Below are 21,934 nucleotides of genomic sequence, written 5' to 3'. Positions count from 1 at the left end.
CAATTTAGCAAAATGAGAAAACTAATAAGAATTGGAATCATATTTTTGACTTTAGTTTCTTGTCAATATTTAACTCATTTGAATTCTGATAATAGTCTGACTGAAAAAATAAAAACTAAACTTAAATCTAATTCGGAAATAACTGATTTGACCGAACTGAATAATTTTGAGTGGAATGAATTACTAATTCTTGGGCCTTATTCTGTAATTGAGAATATTGAGAAAGAACTAAATGTGGATTTAGAAAATATAAAAGAAAATGGCATAGAATACAGTGACTCTATAAATCTTCTCGTTTTTCTAAAAGATGGGAAATCAGTTAAGATCTCAGAAGTTTCCAGGGAAGTTGGAGATTTTTCAAATTCACAATTCTTAATAAAAAAAGAAAACACTAAATTCACCAAAGATAAAAATGGAATGAATGTTTTAGCAGTTTTTTTTAAAGGAAAAGTATTTAAACGAGTTGGAAAAATACCGTTAAATGCTTTTTTGATTGGAAATGAAAAATATTTAAATTGGGTTTTAATCAACTCAATTCACAATCATAAAAACAATGCTCAAATTTCAATATACGATTATGAGTCAGGAGGATTAATCATGAGGAAGAGGTTCCTGAAAATTTGCCCTAAAAGTGAATTAAAACTCATTGAAAATTTAAAAAAGGAAATTGATTTTTACGATGGTGAAAAAATCCAACTAAAAGACAATTGCTATTTACAATAAAGATTAAATAACAGCTAACATAAGATGTAGATAATTGATTGCTAGTTCTAGCTTACCTAAAAAAACTCACGGATTTTCTATTCGTTTTTTATTTTCTAAATTAGGTGCTTGAAACACGATACTAATTATACACAAACCTTAAGTAAATACTATGAAATTAATAAAACTACTGATTCTTTTTTCAATTTTCTCTTCTTGTGCAATTCAAAAAAACAAACAAAAAACTACCCCTAAAAACATTTCTTTAATTTTAAAACCTGAAAGAACTTCATATAAAACTAATCGTTGGGTTAAATTATATATTACCATTAAAAATGATTCTAAGCAAGATATAACTATATTAAAACCTTCAACTAAATATGGGTATCAAATGGACTTTTTTAATGTTAAATATCAATGTGCAAGCCTAAGCGTTACTGAAGCAACTGAACCTCCAATAATAAAGAAAACTGAAGCAGATTTAATTACAGTTAAAGCAAAATCAGAAATACAATTAGAGTTGAAAGGAAACTTATACGATGTAATTTGTGACAGTTCCAAAATAACACAAGTAAAAGTGACTTATGATTCCACTAAAGAACAACCTGAATGGATTATAAATAAAATAGGTGCCAAACAAAGTATATTAAAAAATAAATTAACAAGATTAAGAATAGAAAGTAACGAAATTACAATTGAATGATAATAGTTACTAACACCTTCATAAATTAATTGCTGTTGTAGCCAATTTTGAAAAAATATGAGACAAACAATATTAAGCCTAATTATACTACTGACAGTTCAAATTACCTACAGTCAAGAAGTAAGCGAAAAAATTAGCGAAACTGAATTTTCAATTGGCAAAACAATAAAAATTAAATCTGAATTATTAAACGAAATAAGAGATTTGAATATTTATTTGCCTATAAATTATTCAAAGAACAGCTTAAAAACTTATCCCGTAATTTACTTACTTGATGGGTCAAAAGATGAGGATTTTGTCCATATTTCTGGCATAGTTCAATTTGGTTCTTTTCCTTGGATAAATATGATTCCAGAATCAATCGTAGTCGGAATAGGAAATGTAGATAGGAAAAGAGATTTTACGTATCCTTCTCAAAGTAAACTTGACCAAAAAGAGTTTCCCACCTCTGGAAAATCAGAAAAATTCATTTCCTTTATAGAAAAAGAACTTCAACCCTTTATTGATTCGGAATACAGAACATCGGAAATGAAAACAATTATTGGACAATCGCTTGGTGGTCTATTAGCAACAGAAATTCTATTCAAAAAACCTGAGCTCTTTGATAATTATATAATTGTAAGCCCAAGTTTATGGTGGAATGATGAAAAACTATTAGATAAAAATCCTAAAAAATACAATGCTGTAAAATCGATTTATATAGCTGGTGGTAAAGAGGGAGAAGTAATGGAACGAACCGCTAAAGAACTGTATAATAAGCTCAAAAAAACAAAAAAAATGAATACAAATTTGTTTTACAATTTTTTAGAAAATAAAACACACGGTGATGCTTTACATATTGCTGTTTATAATGCGTTTGAAGTAATGTTTAAACAAAAAAAAGAATAAAAATACACATACAACAATGGCTATAAATAATTGCTTGTTATCGCCTGCTTCAGAAAATCTACGAGGATTTTCAGTTTGGTGTATATTTGTAAAACTTCGTGCTAAACCACGCAATTATTGATGGCCGAGCCTGCTGGAAAAAAATCGCAACTAATCACATATTAACCGTAAGTACTAAATATAAAGAACAATTAAAAAATGAACATAGAGAAAACATACTATTTGAAAGATGCAGGGAGGATTATATTTATAGTAATAAATATAATAATTTCGTCATTATTATTTTATTTTGGAATAGAAAATTTCAAAGAACACTTATTCTTCTCTTTAATTCTTTTCTACTTTGTTTATCGAGTAATTAGAAAATTACTAATTCTTAGTATCAAGAATGTTCCAATTGTCGAACTTTATGATACTCATTTGAAGTTTGTAGTATATTCAGGTAAATATTCTAATGCCTATAGAAGTTTATTTGGTAATCATAAGTATGTTCTAATAGAGTATTCAAATATTAAAGCGATATATAAAAATAAAAAAATTTTTAATCCAAGTAATCCAAGAACACAAGGTTTTATTTATTTGAAGGGTATAATTGAAAATAATGAATTGGAAATCCCTACTTTTATAAGAGCCATTGACGGAATTGAACTTATAAATCTTAAACAAAGGTTAGACAAAAAAAATGTTGATGTTAAAGAAATGCTATAGCTATTATTAACAATGTAGATAATTTATAGCTAGCCATAGCCTACTTACGAAAATTCTCGTGGATTTCTATTTAGTTTTTATTTCCTACATGTAGTACTTAAACCCAATTCAATCCGTTACCAAACATATGAAAAAAGCTATAAAAAACTTAGCATTTGTAATTTTATGTATTCTTCTTTCGGCAATACAAGGCACATTCGGTCAGAATAAAACAAATACTCTAATTGGGAAAAAGTTTGTGATTAAATCTAATATTTTAAATGAAGAAAGGACTTGTTTGATAAGCCTTCCTGATTCATATAACGACCCTTCCGAAATTTCTAAAAAATATCCTGTTATCATTTTATTGGATGGATATACCCATTTCAAAACTGCATCTGGAATTGTACATTTTATGAGTTCAGATAGAAATAGAAACTATTTAATGCCAAAAAGCATCATTATAGCGATAGAAAATATTGACCGCGAAAGAGATTTTACAGTCACAAAAATAAAAACCAAACGACCGAACACTATGGGAGGAGGAAAAAAATTTTTACGTTTTATTGAAAAAGAGCTCATATCTTATATTGATAAAAATTATAGAACTAAACCTTCAAGAACACTAGTAGGACACTCTTTAGGCGGCCTTCTGACATTAAATTCCTATATGGATAAAAGTAGCATATTCAATGCTTACATTTCCATAGACCCAAGTATTTGGTGGAATGAGGAGATGATGAAAAAAAACGTTGATTCAATTTCGTCAATATCGTTAAATAAAAAACTTTATATAGCTACTGCCAATCAAGGAGAATCTAATTACGATAGGAATAAAAAAAGACACGACTCTTTATATGCTTTGATTAAAAAGAAGTCGAATACACCTTTAAATATCGAAATAAAGTATTTTGAAAATGAAAACCATCGCTCTGTGCCATTAGTAGCTCTCTATGATGGTTTAAAGTATCTTAACAAAGATGAATAAATTTTTAGGCAATTGTGTTGAAAATAGTAACTAGCTTATTTGTATTAAAAAATAGGCTATCATTCTGACCTGGTTGGTTTCAGAATTATCGAGTATGCCTTTAGTTTTTCTTTTCGTTTGTGTAACACTAAAAAGGCTAACAATGCATATAAAAAATTGCTACATTCATACTGACTTCAAATATTTTACTAAATTTAACGCGCTAAAAAGCTATGAAAATTTCCGAACTAAAATTCGAAATTTTTCTTATATCCTAATACGCTAGTTGCAATTTAAAAACGAAACAATATTGAAAAAGAGAAAGAAGATTTTAATAAGTGCCATAGTAATTTTAATAATCGGATTTTTGATACCGCAAAATTTAAAAATGCCTGTAAAAGGAGCCATAAAATCTGATTACAATGCTAAATCATTTTGGTTCTATCCTTGGGGAAAATCTATAACTCACAAAGGTGTTGACATTTTTGCTAAAAAAGGAACTAAAATCAATTCTTCAACTTATGGTTTAGTATTATACTCTGGAGAAATAAATATGGGTGGAAAAATTGTTCTAGTACTTGGACCAAAATGGCGATTACACTACTATGCTCATTTGAATGAATTAAAAACATCATCGTTCTCTTTTGTCAATAAAAACTCAACCATCGGAACCATTGGATCAAGCGGAAATGCAATCGGAAAACAACCACATTTACACTACTCTATTTTAACCGTAATTCCATATGTTTGGAGAATTGATTCGGACAAACAAGGTTGGAAGAAAATGTTTTATTTAAATCCAATTAAATATTTTTAAATAGAAAAAACTATGGTCAACAAAATGTACACAATTAAGGTAAATTCAAATTAATCCGAATCCCTATGAATTACAAACATCAAAAACTAAGTAAAAAATAAAAACATTAAGCTTGTAAAAGCATTTATACTAGCCGTTGGCAATAATTAGAAATGAATAAACTTAAAATAATTTTAATACTTACGATTACTTTATTCAGTTGTAAAAATAGCAACACTAATATGCTATCTTTAACTGAAGTAATTCCTGGTAATATCCCCATAGAATTTAAGCACGATTTAATTCCTCAAAATAAACTTATCCACAAAGGAATATTTAGTCCTGATTTACGAGAATATTACTATACAATCTCTGATAAAAATTTTGAAAATTTTGAGGTTTTTGTAGTAGATATAGATAAAGGTAATTGGTCTTTGCCCAAAAAAGCATTTTTTAACAGCGAACATAGTGAGCATGGAATGAGCTTTTCACCGAATGGAAAAACTCTATATTTCAGTTCAACAAGACCCACTAATACTGATGGTGTTGTTCAAACTTGGCATATCTGGAAATCAGATAAGGTTAATGGAAAATGGACTGAACCAATTTTTGTAGATATTCCCAATTTAAGAAATAAATTAGTTTCTCATCCTACAATAACTAATTCAGAAACTCTATATTTTCATACAAGTAATTTGGATTATAGTGAAATGGAAATTTTTTCCTCAAAAAAAGAAAATGGAAAATTTAAAGATGCAAAAAGAGTTCATTTAGAAACTACCTTGAGAAAATGCACTCCTTATATTTCACCTGAGGAAGATTATTTGATATATGCTACAATGGGAAATCAACTAGATTTAATGATTAGTTATAAAGATGAAAATGGGAAATGGACAGGCACTAAAAAATTGAATGATAAAATTAATAATGAAGGTCAAGGAAATCCCTATGTGACCCCTGATAATAAATTTCTTTTTTTTACAACTGGAAATTACCAAGGTAAAAAATGGAAAATCAATTGGGTGAATATAGAATCCGAGATTAAAAAAAACTAATCCCAATAAAGCACTAAATAACACCAACAATTTTTAGTTACATTTAAAAAAAATAATTGTTGCTAATCATTCATAAAACGTTAGCTATACAATTAAAAAAAATGATAAATAATGAAAAAAATAATTAAACTATTCGTAGCTACATTAATAACTATTAATTCTTATAGTCAAAACTCTAAAAAAGAATTCCAAGAGATTAAAAATCAAATAACTAAAGATTTTTCAACTATAAAATCTAATTTATTTGTTGAGCTTATACCTTTTGAAATAAAAAGTAAATGGGGGTATTTACATAGTAAAACTAAAGAAATAATAATCCCTCCTAAATATGACAGATTAAATTTTTTCAATCCTACAATGGAAGGGTATTATAAAGATGAAGGATTTACTGTGAAAAAAAATGGAATACTCATTTTTAATGGAGATCAACCTGAGAAAGAAAGCTATTTAATGGAAGTTGATGAATCTGAAGACAACTCTAACATTAAAATCATTTCTTCTGCTGATGGGTATAAAGGTTTTAAACTAGATGAAAATGGTAATTTGTTAAGCTACTCGGACATGTATTACCACTATGAAGAGCATGCTTGGAATATTACACTTTTTAAATTCAAAGAAAAACACTATGCTATAGTTAACAATAAAAATAAAAAATATGGAATTATTGATGAATCTGGAAACACATTAAAAGGATTTAATTTTAAACACAAGGAAATTTCTTTAAATAAATATGCTAAAGACAAAGAAAAAGTGTGGTTTTTTGTTCAAGAGAGTAACGATATGTGGAGTTTGAAAAGCATTAAAAACAAAACGAAATTTAAAAATAAATTAATGGCTAATCCTATTACTTCAGGCTGTTTATTTGGGTTTTCAAGTATTAAAAACAAAGAAAAACAAGGAGTTTTTGATTGTTACAATTTAAAATGGAAAATAAAACCTCAAAAAGAAAAAATTGGTGGATTGTATCATAGTAGCGATACAAAACTTGATAAGAATAACCCACTCGATAGGGCAAAAGCAAAAATATATTATTCTTTTTCTTATAAAGATGGATTCAAAGAATACTCTTACACAACTTATTATGTTGATTTAAATGGGAGAAAGTTTGTACCAAAAATTAAATAAAACTATTATCAACAAAGAACTGAAGTAAACACTAACTAAAATTCACTTGATTATTTACTAAACTACCTCGGTATTGAATATTATACGGGGCACCATTTTTGACAATTGAAAAAACTTGTTTTAATAATTTGTTACCTACCACTATTAAAGCAAGTTTTTTACTTTTCCACTTAACAACTATTCTATCATAAAGTATTTTTGCATCCCTTAGCATGTTTACATGTATTAAACTACACTACAACATCAACAAAATCGTTTTTATTTTATAATTCTTCGTAAATCATACCTTCTTGCTCCTTTAGAAATATTGTTTTGCCTGAATGGGTATTAAAAACCATTTAACAAACTATTTATCAACACCCTACAATTACAATCTCTAACATAATTTCGGAGATAATAATCTTCTTCGATACAAAAAAGATACAACCATAATCAAAGCCACTCTTTACTCCTTCTATCATTTTACCATCACTTGTTGATTAAATGAAAGTCTACTTGTGACTTAGAATCAAACTCTTGAAGCTTGGAAAATGAATCAATTACAATACCATCATTTTCTTTTATCCAGTTATTAAAATGGCTTCAATTTTCAATTTCAGGGTTATCAATAAAGCTGCTATTTTTGAACATAAAAACTAATAATTCGGAATTATTACATCTAAAAATTTCGATATTTTCAATGAAAGAAATTGATACTAAAACTTATAACTAAATAGTTTGAAACTTAAAAAGCTTTTCTCATTTTTGCCGCAAAAAAAGGAGTTTAAAATATACAAAGCTTTATAAATTATGAGTTACTCTAGAGTAAAAAGGTTTGGACTTATTGCAGGGCCGTTACTTTTTGTTATTATTAATAATTTAAATTTCGTGTTTATTTCAGAAAAAGCGGATGCTGTAATTTCTGTAGCAACTTGGATGATTACATGGTGGGTGACTGAAGCAGTCTCCATCTCAGTAACAGCATTGTTACCTTTAATATTATTTCCCTTATTAAAAATAATGAATATTAATGACGTAGGAGCGAATTATGGAAGTCCTATAGTATTTTTATTTTTTGGTGGTTTTGTATTGGCTTTAGCACTAGAGAAAGTGAATCTTCATAAAAGAATTGCGCTAAACATTATTAAATTGACAGGGACTTCTCCAAATAAAGTAGTACTGGGATTTATGATTGCTACTGGATTATTGAGTATGTGGATAAGTAATACGGCCAGTACGGTAGTAATGCTTCCCATAGCATTGTCAGTAATTCATTTGTTAATTAATGACAATGATGGTTTTACAAAGAGAGATCAGAACTTTGCATTATCTGTAATGTTAGGAATTGCCTTTTCAGCAAATGCAGGTGGGATAGCAACCGTAATAGGAACGCCTCCAAACTCTGTTCTGATTGGATTGTTAGAAAATGAGTTTAACACCGAAATATCTTTTATTAAATGGATGACCTTTGGTTTACCTTTTTCTATTATTATGATTTTTATTGTATACATTACATTAGTAAAAATCATGTACCCTAGTAAAGGGCTTACTTTTAAAACTTCACAAAACGTCATTCTTAATGAGATAGATAAACTGGGCACACTAAATAGAAAAGAAAAGCATGTTTTATTAATTTTCTCCATTACAGTGTTTTTATGGGTTTTCAGAGGTTTAATTAATAACTTATTACCTTCCTTAGGATTAACAGACACCATAATTAGTATTATGGCTGCTCTTACAATATTTGTAATACCTCATAATATAAAAACTGGTGAATTTATTGTTGATTGGAAAGATACAGAAAAATTATCCTGGGGAATACTAATACTTTTTGGAGGAGGTTTGGCTTTGGCAAAAGGAATGTCAAGTAGTGGTATTGTCGATTTAATTTCAATGACAATCGCCTCTTACAATATAGGAGTAGCACTTACCGCTCTTGTTTTAATTACTTTAATGTTGTTTATGACTGAATTAATGAGTAATGTTGCTTTAGTAGCAGTATTAGCTCCAGTTATTGCAGGGATTGCAATAGGTTTAAACATTCCACTAATTCATCTTCTTATTCCTGTAACCATGGCAAGTAGTTGTGCTTTTATGCTACCAATGGCTACACCACCAAATGCTATTGTATTTGCAAGTGGGTATATAAAAGTAAAGGATATGATGAAAGCAGGTGTAATTTTAAATTGCATCGCTATACTGTTGTTAATGCTATTGTTTCTGTTTGTAATACCGTTACTTTTTTAATAACAACATAATATAAAGAAATATTATTTTAAAATGGGGTACCAATGAAAATTAGCATTGAATCTGTCTTCTAATTTTCTAGGTTCCTTGATTATTATCAACAAACTTTTCTGAAAGCAACATAATGTCTGCATCATATTGAGATTTTATACCATCTCTAATTTTGCCTTCAGGGGTTTGTTGAGAATTATAATGAATGGTTTATATCACAATCTTTAGGGACGTACTTATGTAATTCAAATTCTTTTTTCTAGTTCCTACATTTTAGAAAAACTATCAATGGTAATTACTGTATAAACAGGTAAAGAAAAACAAACGTTCAACGACCTCTTATATTAACTATTAATTCTGTTTCACTTTTAAAAATAATGGCTAATACCAAAATCAATAAATTATAACTACATTTGAAAAAGAAATCAAAGCTACCCCTAAACAAATCGTTATCGGTAATTCTTCTTTTCTTTATTAAAAAATTACTTTAAGATTCTGTTTTCAAAAAACATGAATTCATCTTAAACATCAATGTGTGTTTTTCAGCTATACCTCAAAATAAAAAGCACATAAAAATATCTTTAGTAACAACCTATACCTGACTAAAAATGAATGGCATTAGAATCTTTTTACTTTTATTTTTATGCTTCATATTAAGTTGCTCTAAAAAAGAAAAGAATCATTATATAGCTAACATAGAAAATGACGAACGTCTAGCTAATATTTACTTTAATCTTTATATTACTGAACATAATGATTCCAGTAACTTAATTAAAACAAACTTACGAGCTTTAGATAAAGGTAAAATAAATAGTAAAAACACTTTTTTATTAAACAACAAACCCTTTCAATTAGTAACTAGAAAAAGTAATTATTATATCTCTTATTCAGAGTACACACAAAATAAAGCTATAAAAAATAAAGACTATTTGTTTGAGGTAATTTTAGCAGATAGTTCTAGACACACATTGGCCTATATAAAACCAAGAAACGATTATCAGGATTTACATTATATGATTCCCAAACATTTTTCTTCTTCTACAAATCTAGAGCTAAAATGGAAAAACATCGATGTACCAACTAATTTAGTAATTCAAAAAAATATCTATAAAAGAAAATATCAACATTCTCCTTATCGAAATACTCACTTAAAAAATCATGACTATGGTTACAAAATAACCAATAAAAATGGAAGTTATATTATAAATAAATCCGCATTAAAAGACTCATTAGAAGTTACAGTTGGAATTAAGGCAAGCTTTAGCCATAGAGAAAAAGGTAACATAAACCCAAGTTTACAGAATAATAACTGTCAATTAGTTTACATAAATGAAGTTACAAAAATATCTACACTCAAAGAGTAACAGCTATCTTATTAGAGTAATTATAACAATCTCTTAAAATCTAAATAAACTACCAAGAAAAAACTATAAAAACATAAGTCGGTTTATACTACCCCAAAGTTCTGTGTTATTTAATAAAGTTCACTAAAAAAAATTTTGGCTTTTATGAAAGTCAAAGATAAAAGCAAAATATTTATATTTGGCTAAGTAATAAATTCAACCGATTGTGCTTATAACCTCCTTAACATTTGTTATACTTGATTGCTAACCATTAGAATAAACGACTTCAAATGAAAGGATACCTCCTACTCCAATTTAAAATAATTAACCGAAAAATGATTGATTTCGGAATTCCTCTTTTAATTGGATATACACTTATTCCTTTTATTTTTATTTTCCTGTCCAAATCCCTATTTGAGAGAGCAGAATATGCGAATTACGTTTATGTTTTTTTTGCATTAAGTTTCGTTTCAAAATTAAGTGAAACTAAAAGAAATGATTTTTTAAAATCTATTTTCAACAAAGGAGAATACAAGACATTGAGAATATTGGAAAACATTATTTATTGTTTTCCTTTTACTGTGTTTTTAATGTATCAAAAACAATTTATTTTTTCTCTTATTTTAAACTTGTGCGCACTGTTAATTGTTATGATCAACTTTAGTTCAAATCTTAACGTAACTGTGCCAACACCATTTGGCAAAAAACCTTTTGAATTTTCAGTTGGCTTTAGAAATACATTTTATGTATTTCCAATAGCATATTTTTTAACTTATATTTCAATATCAATAGGAAATTTTAACCTTGGTATTTTTTCTATGCTAGTAATTGGGTTTACTTGTTTTTCATATTATTCAAAAATTGAAAACGAATATTTTGTATGGAATTACAATTTATCTCCTAAAGAATTCTTAGTAGAAAAAGTGAAAACCTGCTTAACCTTTTTTACACTTCTTAACTTACCAATTATAATAGCTTTAAGTATTTCTTTCTTTAAAGAATTAGACATTTTGATTGTATTTCTTCTTTTATGTTATCTTTATCTAATTGCTATAATTTTTGCTAAATATTCTTCTTTCCCTAATGAGATGAATATGTCTCAAGGAATTTTAATTGTAAGTAGTATGTTATTTCCACCAATAATTTTAATATTCATTCCACTTTTTTATTCCCAATCAACTAAAAAACTAAACACTATATTGAATGATTAAAATTAAAAATCTATCTAAGTTTTATGGCAAAAACCAAGTATTAAATTCAATTGATATAGAATTTAAAAAAGGTAAAATATATGGAATCGTCGGTGAAAATGGAGCAGGAAAAACAACACTCTTTAGATGTATTTCAGGGCTTGAAAACTATAAAGGCACTATCTCTTCTGAATATACTAACCTAAAAGACCATTTAGGACTTTTATTAACAGAACCTTTCTTTTTCTCTAAGATAACTGGGAAAGAATATATTCAATTACTTGCCAATGCAAGACAAACGAAATTAACCAATATTGAAGACAGAAACATATTTGATTTACCATTAAAACAATATGCTTCAACCTACTCAACCGGGATGAAAAAGAAATTAGCTTTAACCGCCATACTTTTACAAGAAAATGATGTGTTTATTCTTGATGAGCCATTTAATGGCGTTGATATTCAAAGTAATTTAATTATAACAGAAATAATAAAAAGATTAAAAATATTAAAGAAGACAATAATTATATCGTCTCATATATTTTCAACTTTAGCGGAAACTTGTGATGAAATTCATTTAATGAAAACTGGAAAGATTATAAAGAAAGTAGAGAAAGCTGATTTTAATAATCTAGAAAAAGAAATGAAAGAGTTTACAGTTAGTAATCAAATTGACAAACTGAAATTGAAATAAATAACGGTTTGCAACACGAGTACTCCTTGTATACGCCTATAATTTAAAAACAATCAAAAACAATTTCTTAGAGTTTTTCTTCATCAATATTATAACTTAAAAAACACAATACATTTATGCATATACTAAAATGTATTAGTTATTTTATGACCGCAATAATATTTTCTTTTTCATCTGGATATAGATAATCTAAAACTGAAATTAAACGCTTATAGAATTTTGTTTTGGGGTCTTGTACACTACTGAAAATTTTAAAATTATTTCTCTTTATACATTTTCTGTCTTGTATAGCCCTTCTGTTTTAGAAATCTTTAAAGGTGAACAACACACTAAAATAACTTTCAAACTTAAAACTAACAACAATAAAACAAACTAAAAACTTAGTTAAAACTAAGTTTTTAGTTATATTTGTTATTGATTTTAAAATTTTATTCTATGAAAAATTTTCTTTTAGTTATCGTTTTTTGGTCTTATAGTTTATGTGTAAAAACACAAACCATAAAAGATTCAATCTTAACAAAGAATAATCTTAAAATTGAAAAAGAAAAATTAATAGAAGACTTTAATCAATTGTTAAAAACGCTTAAAGAACATCCTTCACAATTTGAATTTACTGATAAGACAACTTATGATAAACTCGTGAATAAGCAACGAAATAAGCTAAAAGATTCTATGACCATTAGAGAATTTTATCAAATAACATCTCCCATAGTTACGAGTTTAGGTTGCCTGCACACACGTATAGTAGATTCTCGATTTTTTAGAACTCCTTATAAATACTGGTTACCTTTAATTCTATGGTTTGAAGATGAAAAAATATATGCTGTAAATAATTGTGTACAAGATATTGAAATGAATCCAGGATCTGAGATACTAGAAATCAACGCACTGTCATCGAGTGAAATATTGAAAATATTGAAATCAACAATTTCTGCAGATGCTTTTAATCAAAGCTTTTATAGGGGCGATTTGAATGTAAATTTTTTATATTACTATCATAGCTATTTTGGTTTTGATTCAAAATATAAAATAAAATTTAAACCTTATAATTCTGAAAAAATTATTACTACTTCATTTCTTATTAGTCAACCAGCCCCTAACTACAAAGTAAAAATAAATAATAAACCAAAAATAGGGATCGCAATAAATAAAGAAAATAAAACTGCTGTTATAAAGATTAAAAACTTCAATTTTTTTCCAAGAGCTAGGCAAAATATTAATTTTTTTAAGGAAACGATAGATACTTATATGAAAAAAATAAAAGATGAAAATAGTAGTAAAGTTGTATTTGATTTGAGAGGAAATAGAGGAGGAAATCCTGAATGCACTAGACACATTTTATCTTATATTATTGACAAGAATATTAATTTTTATGAAGACAATAATTTTAACAAAAGGAGAAATAGATCAATAATTGTACACCCTAAAACAACCAACAATATTAGTAATGTTAAGACATATATATTGACAGATGGTCGTTGTGCATCAGCAACAACACAACTATTAGCAGTTATAAAACATAATAAGCTAGCCATTATTATAGGAGAAGAAACTGGAGGCACCTATAGTACACATCCAGGTAGAGTAGTAAGACCTCTAAAAAACACTAAACTTGGTTTGCAAATAGGAACAGAAAGAGAATCTGTTAATGTTCCCAAATTAGTTCTAAACAAAGGTATTATTCCAGACAAAAGTATTAAACTAGAGCTCCATAATATAATAAATGGACAAGACCCTTTGTTAAACTACATTTTTAAAAATTAATAATTGAACATAAATCTGGTTGCCTACAACAAAATAATTCATTGCTATTTCCGATTCTCTCTTGAAAGAACTAACCAATACCAAACCGAATGATTTTAATTATATTTGGTGAAAAATTGCAAGTAATCATAAATAAAAAATTCAGTCAAATAATTAACAACAAGAAAAATGGACTTAAAAAATCCTTTTACTTTTTTCTTAATACTAATAACTGCTAATATTATTTCATACGGCTTAACTATTGCTATCAGCAAATTATGGAATAAGATTTATAAGTATCAAGAAGTTTTACTGAAAAAAGAAATAATAGGATCAATACTTACTTTGCTTATAAATATTTTAATAGCAATACCAGGGTATATATTATGGATTAACGATGTAATCATTTTTTCTGAGTCAAGCATTTGGCTTTCTTTTGTTGGGTTATTTTTATTGATGGATTTTTTGATGTACATTTTACATTATCTATCTCATAGCATAGGGTTATTAAACAAAATTCACTCAAAGCATCACGAACATTCAGATAAGTTTAATTGTATAAGCTTATATCATATGTCTCCTTGGGAATCTATATTTTTTGGATTGTTACTAACTATGGTAACCATTTTGTTCCAGTTTAATATTTATGGCTTTATTTTGTTTTTATTTTTCAATTGGTTGTATGGCTTAATAACACATTTAAATGGTAGTACCTATACACCCTATTTATTTATTTTTACAACGAATACATTTCATAAAGCGCATCATAAGCTTGATAATAGAAATTTTGGGTTTTATACATTTTTATGGGATAAATTATTTAAAACAGAAGAGAAAGATAAAAATACATTTGCTAACAAAGAACTGAAGTAAAACCAAATAAAATTAATTGCTAATTTCCTTTATTTTTCATAGTATTCCTAAATTCCAAACCAAACAAGATTCTATATATTTTTATACTATCAAACACCCAATAGGCTATACTTAAAAACAGCGTAAATAAAATTTAACCTATATCTATAGTATTGCAAGTTCACCTTCAATAATTTTTCTTTTATCACAAAAACATTGTAATTATTCAATTGTTTAGATTAACTCTTAACTTAATCTTGAATACAAATATAAAAGCCTAAATCACCTAATTAACTTTATTTTAAGACTTTACAACAAAAAAAAACATAATTTTATCAATAACAATATTATTTTTTAAAAAACAAACCTTATGAAAACCAACGTATTATTATTATTATTTCTGTCGAGTACGATTATGGTACTTGGGCAACAACAATTCCCGGAGATGAGTCCTAGAGCGAAAGTTGAACAAAAAGTAGGATTTAAAACTATAACTGTAGATTACTCAAGACCATCTATCAGGGATAGAGTAATTTTTGGAGGACTAGTTCCTTATGGTAAAAAATGGAGAACTGGTGCAAATGATGACACTAAAATAACTTTTAGTGGCTCGGTATTAATTAAAGGAGACACTATAAGATCAGGTACCTATAGTATTTTTACAATGCCTAATAAGAAAAATTGGAATTTCTATTTGTATGATAAAAATATAGGTGATTGGGGAGGAGTTCCTGTTGATGATCCAAAAATCCAAATATATCCAATCCAAGAGCGAAGTGGGATGAGTCTAAATTAAAACTTTTAACTTCTGTGCCTTCTTATAAGTTATCTCAAAAAATTGAAACTATGATGTTTTCCTTTCAAGATATTACAGGAAATGGAGCAAACTTAGTTTTAGAATGGGAAAATACAGGAATAAAAGTACCTATTACATTTTTTACGAATGAGCGAATAGAAAATACAATAAACAATAAATTAGCTGGGGTCACTGCTTGGGATTATTATAGCTTTGCTAATTATTATGTTAGCGAGGGAATTAAATTAGAAAAAGCATTGGAGTTTACAAATAAATCCATTAAACAGGTGTATACATCAGATGGTAAACTTGCAGATAACATGAATACTGAAAGTTTATGGTTTATTCTTAGACTAAAAACGAACGTTTTGAAAAAAATGGGGAGAAAGAAAGAAGCTCTTAAAATGGTAAAAGGAGAAATGAGGGATGAGTTAAAAAAGATAGAAGCTGAAAACCCAGTGAATATTAATTTTTTTAGAGTTGAAACAAATAATTTGATTTCTGATTTAGAAAGATTTAAATAAAATTATTGTTATCTAATCTGATTTTACTAACAATTAATTGACTATTTCTGGTTTATTTCTAGTGACTGAAAATAGATTCAACTAAAAATAAGTTCATTAACGTCTACGACCAGTCAATGTTAAATAATATTTAAGTCAAACTAGAATTACTTCTATCTTTATGTAAAAAACAGAGATACATAAACTATATCTGGACAAAGAAAATTACAACAATTTACATGAAGAGGTGATCTAATGTATGGTGCAGCGAAATAAAGCTATCGCTAAAAATTACAATAATTCCAGTAAATCATTGAATAACAAGAACTCAACGATACTAAATTTCAAAAAAAGAGGCTGTCTTAACATTTAAGACAGCCTCTTTAGTATAAAGTTTATTCTTACTCTTTTAAAATCAAAACTTATATCGTTGCATAATTGTACTTTCTTTATTCTTAACTTTTTTCCTTTAATTAAACAGATTTTCTTTTAATATTATTTTTTCTAATGAATCTTATTTATCATACTTTATGTTTCCAATGTCAGTAGCAAGTTTTGTAATCTCACCTACCCTTAGAATAATTAAACTATCTTATTAAAATAAGTACACTAAAAAATGTGTATAACTTCTAAAGATACGATTAAAAAAGTTTTAAACCTATATAAAAATTAATCCAAATATTTTAAGACATTTTAATCTGAAAATTAATAGTACTCCATATAGATATCTGACAAAAAAACAACCAGAGATTGTTTATTTCTGATGCAATTAAATTCGTTAAAGAATACTTTTTAAGCAAAATCCTTTAAATAAGCTTGACTAAATAAGAAGCTACAATGCCCATTATACCTATCAAAAACGATAGTAGTATAAAAAAAATAAGCGTTTATTTTTTTTAGTTAGGAATCCTAACTATATTTGCATAGGCAATAAAGCCAACAATAAAAAAATATAAGATATGAGTAAATCAATTTTTTATCACGCAGGGTGCCCTGTATGTATTAGTGCAGAACATGATGTTATAGACTTAATAGGTAGAGAAAATGTTGAAATAGTAAACATTGGAGTAGTAAAAGATAAAATTAGTGAAGCTGAGATTGCAGGAGTAAAATCTGTTCCGGCTTTAGTAACCCCAAATGGTAATGTGTTACATATCAATTTTGGAGCATCTATATCAGATGTAAAAGGTTAATTTTTTTAAACAATATAATTTATGTGATATGACAACTTTAAAAAACAATCTATTAGTATTATTATGTATCATTTCATTTGTTTCTTGTTCAGCACAAATAAAAACAAATGAAGATTCAAAATTTAAATCAAGCAATGATTTAAAAATAACGAAAGCTGAAGTAACATACGACTCAGAATTAGAACATTTTGTGTTTGATATTAATGTAAAAGGCAAAGCAGGAAATAGTGTTCCAAAAGCAGTAGGTAGCTTAAATGGAGCTCCGGTACTAGGATATGTTTTTCCTACTAACTTAAAATCAACAGATGTTGGATTTTCTAAAACAGAAGGAATTGTTGCTTTAGCTTTAACTTCTCACCCAGATTTTGATGATACCCCTTTATGGGATGAAGATGTAGATGGTAATCCTACAAATGCATCAGAAGGTGTAATATGGCATCCACATTGGGTTGTACTAACAAATGATAAAAGAGTAGCTGGAGGACTTAGTGTTAAAATGTTTAACAAGGAGAATAAAAATGTAAAACTCCCAACTACAAACCCAGGAATGCCAATGTATATGGATTCTCCAGGTTATAATACTATAACCAAAGGAAATTCAATAAAAGTAGTTGTGCCTCGTTTCAGAATAAACAATGTAACAAACTTTTCATTTGATGGAGTAGCAGCTTATATGCAAGTGAATACTCAATGGAAAAAAGAAAACCTACCCATGTTAGGAGTTTATGCAGTTTACAGTGTAGCTTCAGGAGATTTATCGCTTCCATACAAAGTAATACATAAATAATAACAAACAATGTTTAAGTGTTCCTCAAATTAGGAACACTTAAACTTAATAAAGTTATCGCATGAGAATACTAATTTTAATCTGCATTTCATTAACCCTAAAAGGATGTTCAATAAACAAAGATGTTTATGATTCAAATGGTATTAAAGTATATCCCAAAAAAACATTGGATAATTTCAATAATGCCAAACTTACTTTATTGACTAAAGATACTTCGGTTAAACTAGGAAAAAATAATTTTACTTTTGAGGTTGATTCTTATACATTAAAAAAACAAACTTCTGAGTCTAATTCTAATCACCTAGCAAACTCTCACAAAGGTCAACATATTCATTTTATTATTAATAATGGGCCTTATCAGGCCAAGTATTCCAAAACATTTGAAGCTAACTTCAATACTAATTCCAATATAGTATTGGCATTTTTATCACGATCATTTCATGAGAGTATAAAAGAGGATGGAGCTTATGTATTAAAACAATACCAATTCAACAATGAAATTTCACCAATTAATATTGAAAAAGACCCATTACTATTTTATAGTAGACCAAAAGGAACTTATCAAATAGAGAAAGGAGATAAAATATTGCTTGACTTTTATCTTATCAACACTAAACTTGATCGAAATGGAAATAAAGTAAAAATAACATTAAACGATCATCAGTTTATTGTAGATAAATGGCAACCATATATTATCGAAGGACTACAAAAGGGGGAGCATAAAATTCAAATAGAATTAATTGATTATAAAGGAGCTTCAGTTGGTAGTTTATTTAATAATTCAGGGGTAAGAAAATTCAATATAAAATAAAACCTAATTTTTAAGACAGATGAAAATACAACATACATTTATATTTATTTTTATAAGTTTTCAAACTCTTTTTGGTCAAGAAGAGAAAGCATCACATCATCATAGTAGTAAACCAAGTTACCACGCTCCTATAGGAGTTATGGGAGATCATACTCATGATAAACGAGAATGGATGTTCTCATACCGATTTATGTATATGAATATGGAAAATTTAAAAAACGGCAGCAACGACACTTCTTTTTCTACTGCATTAAATAACTATATGGTAAGTCCTACAAAAATGCCTATGTATGGTCACATGTTTGGACTAATGTATGCTCCTAGTAATAAACTAACACTCTCATTGATGTTTAAATATGTAACAAATGAAATGGATCATATTACTCGAATGGGTCGCAATTTTACTACAGAATCTTCTGGGTTTGGAGATGTAAAAATTACTGGTTTGTACCGCCTTATCCATAATAATAAATCAAAATTACATACTGAATTAGGAATAGTACTTCCTACAGGAAGTATTTCTTCAAAGGCAACTACACCAGCATCTACACCAAATAAAATGATTTTACCTTACCCCATGCAAATAGGAAGTGGCACCTGGGACCTTGCTTTAGGAATGACTTATTTATATGAATTTACAAACCTTACTGTTGGAGCCCAAGGTCGTTCTTTAATTCGCACAGGAACCAATGAAAATAAGTATCGTTTAGGAAATAAGTACGAACTTACTGTTTGGAGCTCTTTTGATATCTCTTCTTGGTTAAGTGTTTCTGCAAGATTAGAGGGAATATCAATAAGTAAAATAAAGGGAGCAAACCCAACCCTTACCCCTCAAATGGTAACAACAGCGGATACCAAAAATACAGGCGGTGAATACTTTAATAGTGGGATTGGATTAAATATTCTATTCCCTGAACAAATAATGAAAGGTTTACGTATGGGGTTAGAGTTTAAACATCCTTTATACCAAAACCTAAATGGACTTCAATTGAAAACAAAAGAATCCTTTACCATAGGAATTCAATATAGTATATAACAAAAAATAATATTTAAAATTAAATAATATGAAAGTTTCAGTTTATGACACATATGTGCCCAAAAAAGATAATGTGATAATGCATTTTGATATTTTAGTAGAAGAAAATACCTCTCAAGAAAAAGTGTATGAATACGGTAAATTATATTTAGAAAATAAAGGTATGCCTAACAGCAAACTAACAACAAGTGAATGTAATTTTTGCCATATTGAAGTAGCCCCTGAAAATGTACAGAATGAAATTATGAGTAAGGGATTCTTTATTATTGAAATGGAAAACTGTAATTAGGTGAAAAAGCTAAAATTACATTTTGACAATGAGCTACAGGGCAGTTTTAAACTAAAAAAACTTAACATTTTACTAGTTTTTCAAGTAAATTGTCCTGGATGCTTTTCATATGCACTTCCGTTTTTTAATAAATTGTATCATGAATTTCATACAGAAAACCTTTCTTTTATTGCACTATCAACAGCGTTTGAAGATTTTGACAAAAACACTCTAGAAAATACTCAAAACTTAATCAAAAGAGGAACTTTTATTGGGGAAACAAAGAAATTCATGAAAGAGCAAGGTTATAATAAATTACCTTATAATTTAAACTTTCCTATTGCAATGGATAAAATAAACGATACTAATACGGTCGATTTAAATGATGCTGTAAATGCTATTTGTGCAATAAATCCAAATTATACCATTTGGCCAGAGTTTGAAAAAAAAGCGCTTCAACATAAGGTGAAAAACTATCTAAATTCTCTAGATAAAATTGCTCTTACTTTTACTTTAAACCAATTAAGAGGAACTCCAAGTTTCGTACTCTTTAACTCAGACTATGAAATAATAAATGAATGGTTTGGGCATGTTCCTTATGAAGAAATACAGCAAAAGATAATACAATTTTTATAAAAAATAACACAATGGAAAAAAAAGATACATGGTTACCTAGTCTTATTACAAAAACTCCACAAGAGGGTTTTGAACTGGCTATAAAATTATCTAGAATGGGGGTAAAATCAGCACAGCCAAACGTTGAAATATTAAAAAAACTTAGACCCATTTATTCTGAAGATGCAGGCGATTTACTCGCTTCTTCACAAATTGTTGCAATAAACTTTCAAACACTAGCCAAAGCTAATAATTATTGGAAATGATATCGTTTATTTATTTTATTAATAAACCAAGGATAAGCGAAAAGCTATTTATAATTAAAACTTAAATCTTAAGAAATAAAGTGTTCGATTATAACATTCATACATACCCTTATTTCTTAAAAAGATTTCAGTATCTAAAATAACTTAACTATGTTAACGATGCGAAACATAATTTTGCACGCATAAAATTATCAATCATCAAATTGAATTATTTTCCTATTGGAGATTGTCTTTCAGTTGGTATACGAACAGTAAAAGAAGGAACCCTTTCTACTGAATGACATATTGTACAATTATTACGCATCATTTGAAAATTATTTTGAAATAGTTTTTTATCTTTTTCTTGAATAGACTTTCTTACTTCAGGAATCACATAGTCTAAAAAATTTTCTGCCGAAGCTGCTCTTTTTGGTCTTCGCTGAAGCCCTAGTTTAATAGCTTTATTTATTTTTTGCAATTGATAATTAGCATATTCCCAATTTTCATCTTCACCTGCCCAGTATAATTCTTGATATCGATACCCAACTTCTATCATAGCTTTATCAAAACCTCGAAATTGAGTTTCAATCATTTTTAGTTTTTCTTGCTCAGTTCCTTTTATCCATTTTCCTTGAACAGGCTGATATGCTTCTTTTTTGTTACATGAAAATAAAGTAAGCAGGATAAGTATTATTGTTATTTTTAGTGTAATTTCCAT

The 21,934-nt window shown here is 27.7% G+C and carries 24 protein-coding genes; 23 read left to right on the top strand and 1 reads right to left on the bottom strand.

From position 1 onward, the window contains the following. Positions 1–78: 78 nt before the first annotated feature. The 23 genes from ACMFBB_RS16480 (at position 79) to ACMFBB_RS16370 (ending at position 21,237) form a co-directional block, all read left to right on the top strand. Positions 79–723, top strand: a complete 645-nt coding sequence (locus ACMFBB_RS16480) for a hypothetical protein (protein WP_435261832.1) — start codon at positions 79–81, stop codon at positions 721–723. A 151-nt stretch (positions 724–874) separates the two neighbouring features. Further along, positions 875–1,405, top strand: a complete 531-nt coding sequence (locus ACMFBB_RS16475; protein WP_435261831.1) for a hypothetical protein — start codon at positions 875–877, stop codon at positions 1,403–1,405. Positions 1,406–1,462: 57 nt separating this feature from the next. Beyond that, a complete protein-coding gene (locus ACMFBB_RS16470; protein WP_435261830.1) occupies positions 1,463–2,293 on the top strand; it encodes an alpha/beta hydrolase in 831 nt (276 codons plus the stop codon). A 198-nt stretch (positions 2,294–2,491) separates the two neighbouring features. Beyond that, positions 2,492–3,001, top strand: a complete 510-nt coding sequence (locus tag ACMFBB_RS16465) for a hypothetical protein (protein ID WP_435261829.1) — start codon at positions 2,492–2,494, stop codon at positions 2,999–3,001. A 127-nt stretch (positions 3,002–3,128) separates the two neighbouring features. Beyond that, the gene (locus ACMFBB_RS16460; RefSeq protein WP_435261828.1) at positions 3,129–3,968 is read left to right on the top strand and encodes an alpha/beta hydrolase; all 840 of its coding nucleotides are present in this window, start codon (positions 3,129–3,131) and stop codon (positions 3,966–3,968) included. Positions 3,969–4,335: 367 nt separating this feature from the next. Continuing rightward, complete coding sequence (locus tag ACMFBB_RS16455) at positions 4,336–4,764, top strand: M23 family metallopeptidase (RefSeq protein WP_435261827.1); 429 nt, start codon at positions 4,336–4,338, stop codon at positions 4,762–4,764. Positions 4,765–4,916: 152 nt separating this feature from the next. Beyond that, complete coding sequence (locus ACMFBB_RS16450; protein ID WP_435261826.1) at positions 4,917–5,798, top strand: TolB family protein; 882 nt, start codon at positions 4,917–4,919, stop codon at positions 5,796–5,798. A gap of 111 nt (positions 5,799–5,909) precedes the next feature. Further along, on the top strand, positions 5,910–6,923 hold the full coding sequence (locus ACMFBB_RS16445; RefSeq protein WP_435261825.1) for a hypothetical protein: 1,014 nt from the start codon (positions 5,910–5,912) through the stop codon (positions 6,921–6,923). A gap of 789 nt (positions 6,924–7,712) precedes the next feature. Further along, positions 7,713–9,149, top strand: coding sequence for an SLC13 family permease (locus ACMFBB_RS16440; protein ID WP_435261824.1), 1,437 nt, complete (start codon positions 7,713–7,715; stop codon positions 9,147–9,149). A 599-nt stretch (positions 9,150–9,748) separates the two neighbouring features. Beyond that, the gene (locus ACMFBB_RS16435) at positions 9,749–10,504 is read left to right on the top strand and encodes a hypothetical protein (protein WP_435261823.1); all 756 of its coding nucleotides are present in this window, start codon (positions 9,749–9,751) and stop codon (positions 10,502–10,504) included. Positions 10,505–10,773: 269 nt separating this feature from the next. After that, positions 10,774–11,694, top strand: coding sequence for an ABC transporter permease (locus ACMFBB_RS16430; RefSeq protein ID WP_435261822.1), 921 nt, complete (start codon positions 10,774–10,776; stop codon positions 11,692–11,694). Continuing rightward, positions 11,687–12,367, top strand: coding sequence for an ABC transporter ATP-binding protein (locus ACMFBB_RS16425; protein WP_435261821.1), 681 nt, complete (start codon positions 11,687–11,689; stop codon positions 12,365–12,367). Before ACMFBB_RS16430 ends, ACMFBB_RS16425 begins: the two co-directional genes overlap by 8 nt. Before the next feature lie 435 nt (positions 12,368–12,802). Then, entirely contained in the window at positions 12,803–14,131 is a 1,329-nt protein-coding gene (locus ACMFBB_RS16420) for a S41 family peptidase (RefSeq protein WP_435261820.1), read from the top strand. Positions 14,132–14,299: 168 nt separating this feature from the next. Further along, positions 14,300–14,983, top strand: coding sequence for a sterol desaturase family protein (locus ACMFBB_RS16415; protein WP_435261819.1), 684 nt, complete (start codon positions 14,300–14,302; stop codon positions 14,981–14,983). 349 nt (positions 14,984–15,332) lie between these two features. Then, positions 15,333–15,758, top strand: coding sequence for a DUF2911 domain-containing protein (locus tag ACMFBB_RS16410; RefSeq protein WP_435261818.1), 426 nt, complete (start codon positions 15,333–15,335; stop codon positions 15,756–15,758). 14 nt (positions 15,759–15,772) lie between these two features. Continuing rightward, entirely contained in the window at positions 15,773–16,282 is a 510-nt protein-coding gene (locus tag ACMFBB_RS16405; protein ID WP_435261817.1) for a hypothetical protein, read from the top strand. 938 nt (positions 16,283–17,220) lie between these two features. Further along, on the top strand, positions 17,221–17,454 hold the full coding sequence (locus tag ACMFBB_RS16400) for a thioredoxin family protein (protein ID WP_435261816.1): 234 nt from the start codon (positions 17,221–17,223) through the stop codon (positions 17,452–17,454). Between the two features lie 28 nt (positions 17,455–17,482). Continuing rightward, the gene (locus ACMFBB_RS16395) at positions 17,483–18,241 is read left to right on the top strand and encodes a hypothetical protein (protein WP_435261815.1); all 759 of its coding nucleotides are present in this window, start codon (positions 17,483–17,485) and stop codon (positions 18,239–18,241) included. 61 nt (positions 18,242–18,302) lie between these two features. Further along, the gene (locus ACMFBB_RS16390; protein WP_435261814.1) at positions 18,303–19,052 is read left to right on the top strand and encodes a hypothetical protein; all 750 of its coding nucleotides are present in this window, start codon (positions 18,303–18,305) and stop codon (positions 19,050–19,052) included. 19 nt (positions 19,053–19,071) lie between these two features. Then, a complete protein-coding gene (locus ACMFBB_RS16385; RefSeq protein WP_435261813.1) occupies positions 19,072–20,088 on the top strand; it encodes a transporter in 1,017 nt (338 codons plus the stop codon). 28 nt (positions 20,089–20,116) lie between these two features. Beyond that, positions 20,117–20,377: a DUF2024 family protein gene (locus ACMFBB_RS16380; RefSeq protein WP_435261812.1), complete on the top strand. Its 261-nt coding sequence runs from the start codon at positions 20,117–20,119 to the stop codon at positions 20,375–20,377. Continuing rightward, positions 20,378–20,992, top strand: coding sequence for a hypothetical protein (locus ACMFBB_RS16375; protein WP_435261811.1), 615 nt, complete (start codon positions 20,378–20,380; stop codon positions 20,990–20,992). Positions 20,993–21,003: 11 nt separating this feature from the next. Further along, positions 21,004–21,237 carry a hexameric tyrosine-coordinated heme protein gene (locus ACMFBB_RS16370; protein ID WP_435261810.1) on the top strand — a complete coding sequence of 78 codons (234 nt, stop codon included), beginning with the start codon at positions 21,004–21,006 and terminating at the stop codon, positions 21,235–21,237. 208 nt (positions 21,238–21,445) lie between these two features. Here ACMFBB_RS16370 and ACMFBB_RS16365 read toward each other — a convergent pair whose 3' ends face one another. Next, the gene (locus ACMFBB_RS16365) at positions 21,446–21,934 is read right to left on the bottom strand and encodes a hypothetical protein (RefSeq protein ID WP_435261809.1); all 489 of its coding nucleotides are present in this window, start codon (positions 21,932–21,934) and stop codon (positions 21,446–21,448) included.

The organism is Tenacibaculum sp. nBUS_03 (genome assembly GCF_051201695.1).
Lineage (GTDB): Bacteria > Bacteroidota > Bacteroidia > Flavobacteriales > Flavobacteriaceae > Polaribacter.
The sequence above is the reverse complement of the archived record's forward strand: the minus strand, read 5'-3'. Positions and strand labels throughout refer to the sequence as shown.

Excerpts from the sequence above, each read along its gene's own strand:
- ACMFBB_RS16460 (WP_435261828.1), top strand. The coding sequence starts at position 3,129 with ATGAAAAAAGCTATAAAAAACTTAGCATTTGTAATTTTATGTATTCTT.
- ACMFBB_RS16435 (WP_435261823.1), top strand. The coding sequence starts at position 9,749 with ATGAATGGCATTAGAATCTTTTTACTTTTATTTTTATGCTTCATATTA.
- ACMFBB_RS16450 (WP_435261826.1), top strand. The coding sequence starts at position 4,917 with ATGAATAAACTTAAAATAATTTTAATACTTACGATTACTTTATTCAGT.
- ACMFBB_RS16415 (WP_435261819.1), top strand. The coding sequence starts at position 14,300 with ATGGACTTAAAAAATCCTTTTACTTTTTTCTTAATACTAATAACTGCT.
- ACMFBB_RS16470 (WP_435261830.1), top strand. The coding sequence starts at position 1,463 with ATGAGACAAACAATATTAAGCCTAATTATACTACTGACAGTTCAAATT.
- ACMFBB_RS16390 (WP_435261814.1), top strand. The coding sequence starts at position 18,303 with ATGAGAATACTAATTTTAATCTGCATTTCATTAACCCTAAAAGGATGT.
- ACMFBB_RS16465 (WP_435261829.1), top strand. The coding sequence starts at position 2,492 with ATGAACATAGAGAAAACATACTATTTGAAAGATGCAGGGAGGATTATA.
- ACMFBB_RS16420 (WP_435261820.1), top strand. The coding sequence starts at position 12,803 with ATGAAAAATTTTCTTTTAGTTATCGTTTTTTGGTCTTATAGTTTATGT.
- ACMFBB_RS16370 (WP_435261810.1), top strand. The coding sequence starts at position 21,004 with ATGGAAAAAAAAGATACATGGTTACCTAGTCTTATTACAAAAACTCCA.
- ACMFBB_RS16365 (WP_435261809.1), bottom strand. The coding sequence starts at position 21,934 with ATGGAAATTACACTAAAAATAACAATAATACTTATCCTGCTTACTTTA.
- ACMFBB_RS16410 (WP_435261818.1), top strand. The coding sequence starts at position 15,333 with ATGAAAACCAACGTATTATTATTATTATTTCTGTCGAGTACGATTATG.
- ACMFBB_RS16455 (WP_435261827.1), top strand. The coding sequence starts at position 4,336 with ATGCCTGTAAAAGGAGCCATAAAATCTGATTACAATGCTAAATCATTT.
- ACMFBB_RS16385 (WP_435261813.1), top strand. The coding sequence starts at position 19,072 with ATGAAAATACAACATACATTTATATTTATTTTTATAAGTTTTCAAACT.
- ACMFBB_RS16475 (WP_435261831.1), top strand. The coding sequence starts at position 875 with ATGAAATTAATAAAACTACTGATTCTTTTTTCAATTTTCTCTTCTTGT.
- ACMFBB_RS16400 (WP_435261816.1), top strand. The coding sequence starts at position 17,221 with ATGAGTAAATCAATTTTTTATCACGCAGGGTGCCCTGTATGTATTAGT.
- ACMFBB_RS16430 (WP_435261822.1), top strand. The coding sequence starts at position 10,774 with ATGAAAGGATACCTCCTACTCCAATTTAAAATAATTAACCGAAAAATG.
- ACMFBB_RS16445 (WP_435261825.1), top strand. The coding sequence starts at position 5,910 with ATGAAAAAAATAATTAAACTATTCGTAGCTACATTAATAACTATTAAT.
- ACMFBB_RS16380 (WP_435261812.1), top strand. The coding sequence starts at position 20,117 with ATGAAAGTTTCAGTTTATGACACATATGTGCCCAAAAAAGATAATGTG.
- ACMFBB_RS16425 (WP_435261821.1), top strand. The coding sequence starts at position 11,687 with ATGATTAAAATTAAAAATCTATCTAAGTTTTATGGCAAAAACCAAGTA.
- ACMFBB_RS16440 (WP_435261824.1), top strand. The coding sequence starts at position 7,713 with ATGAGTTACTCTAGAGTAAAAAGGTTTGGACTTATTGCAGGGCCGTTA.
- ACMFBB_RS16395 (WP_435261815.1), top strand. The coding sequence starts at position 17,483 with ATGACAACTTTAAAAAACAATCTATTAGTATTATTATGTATCATTTCA.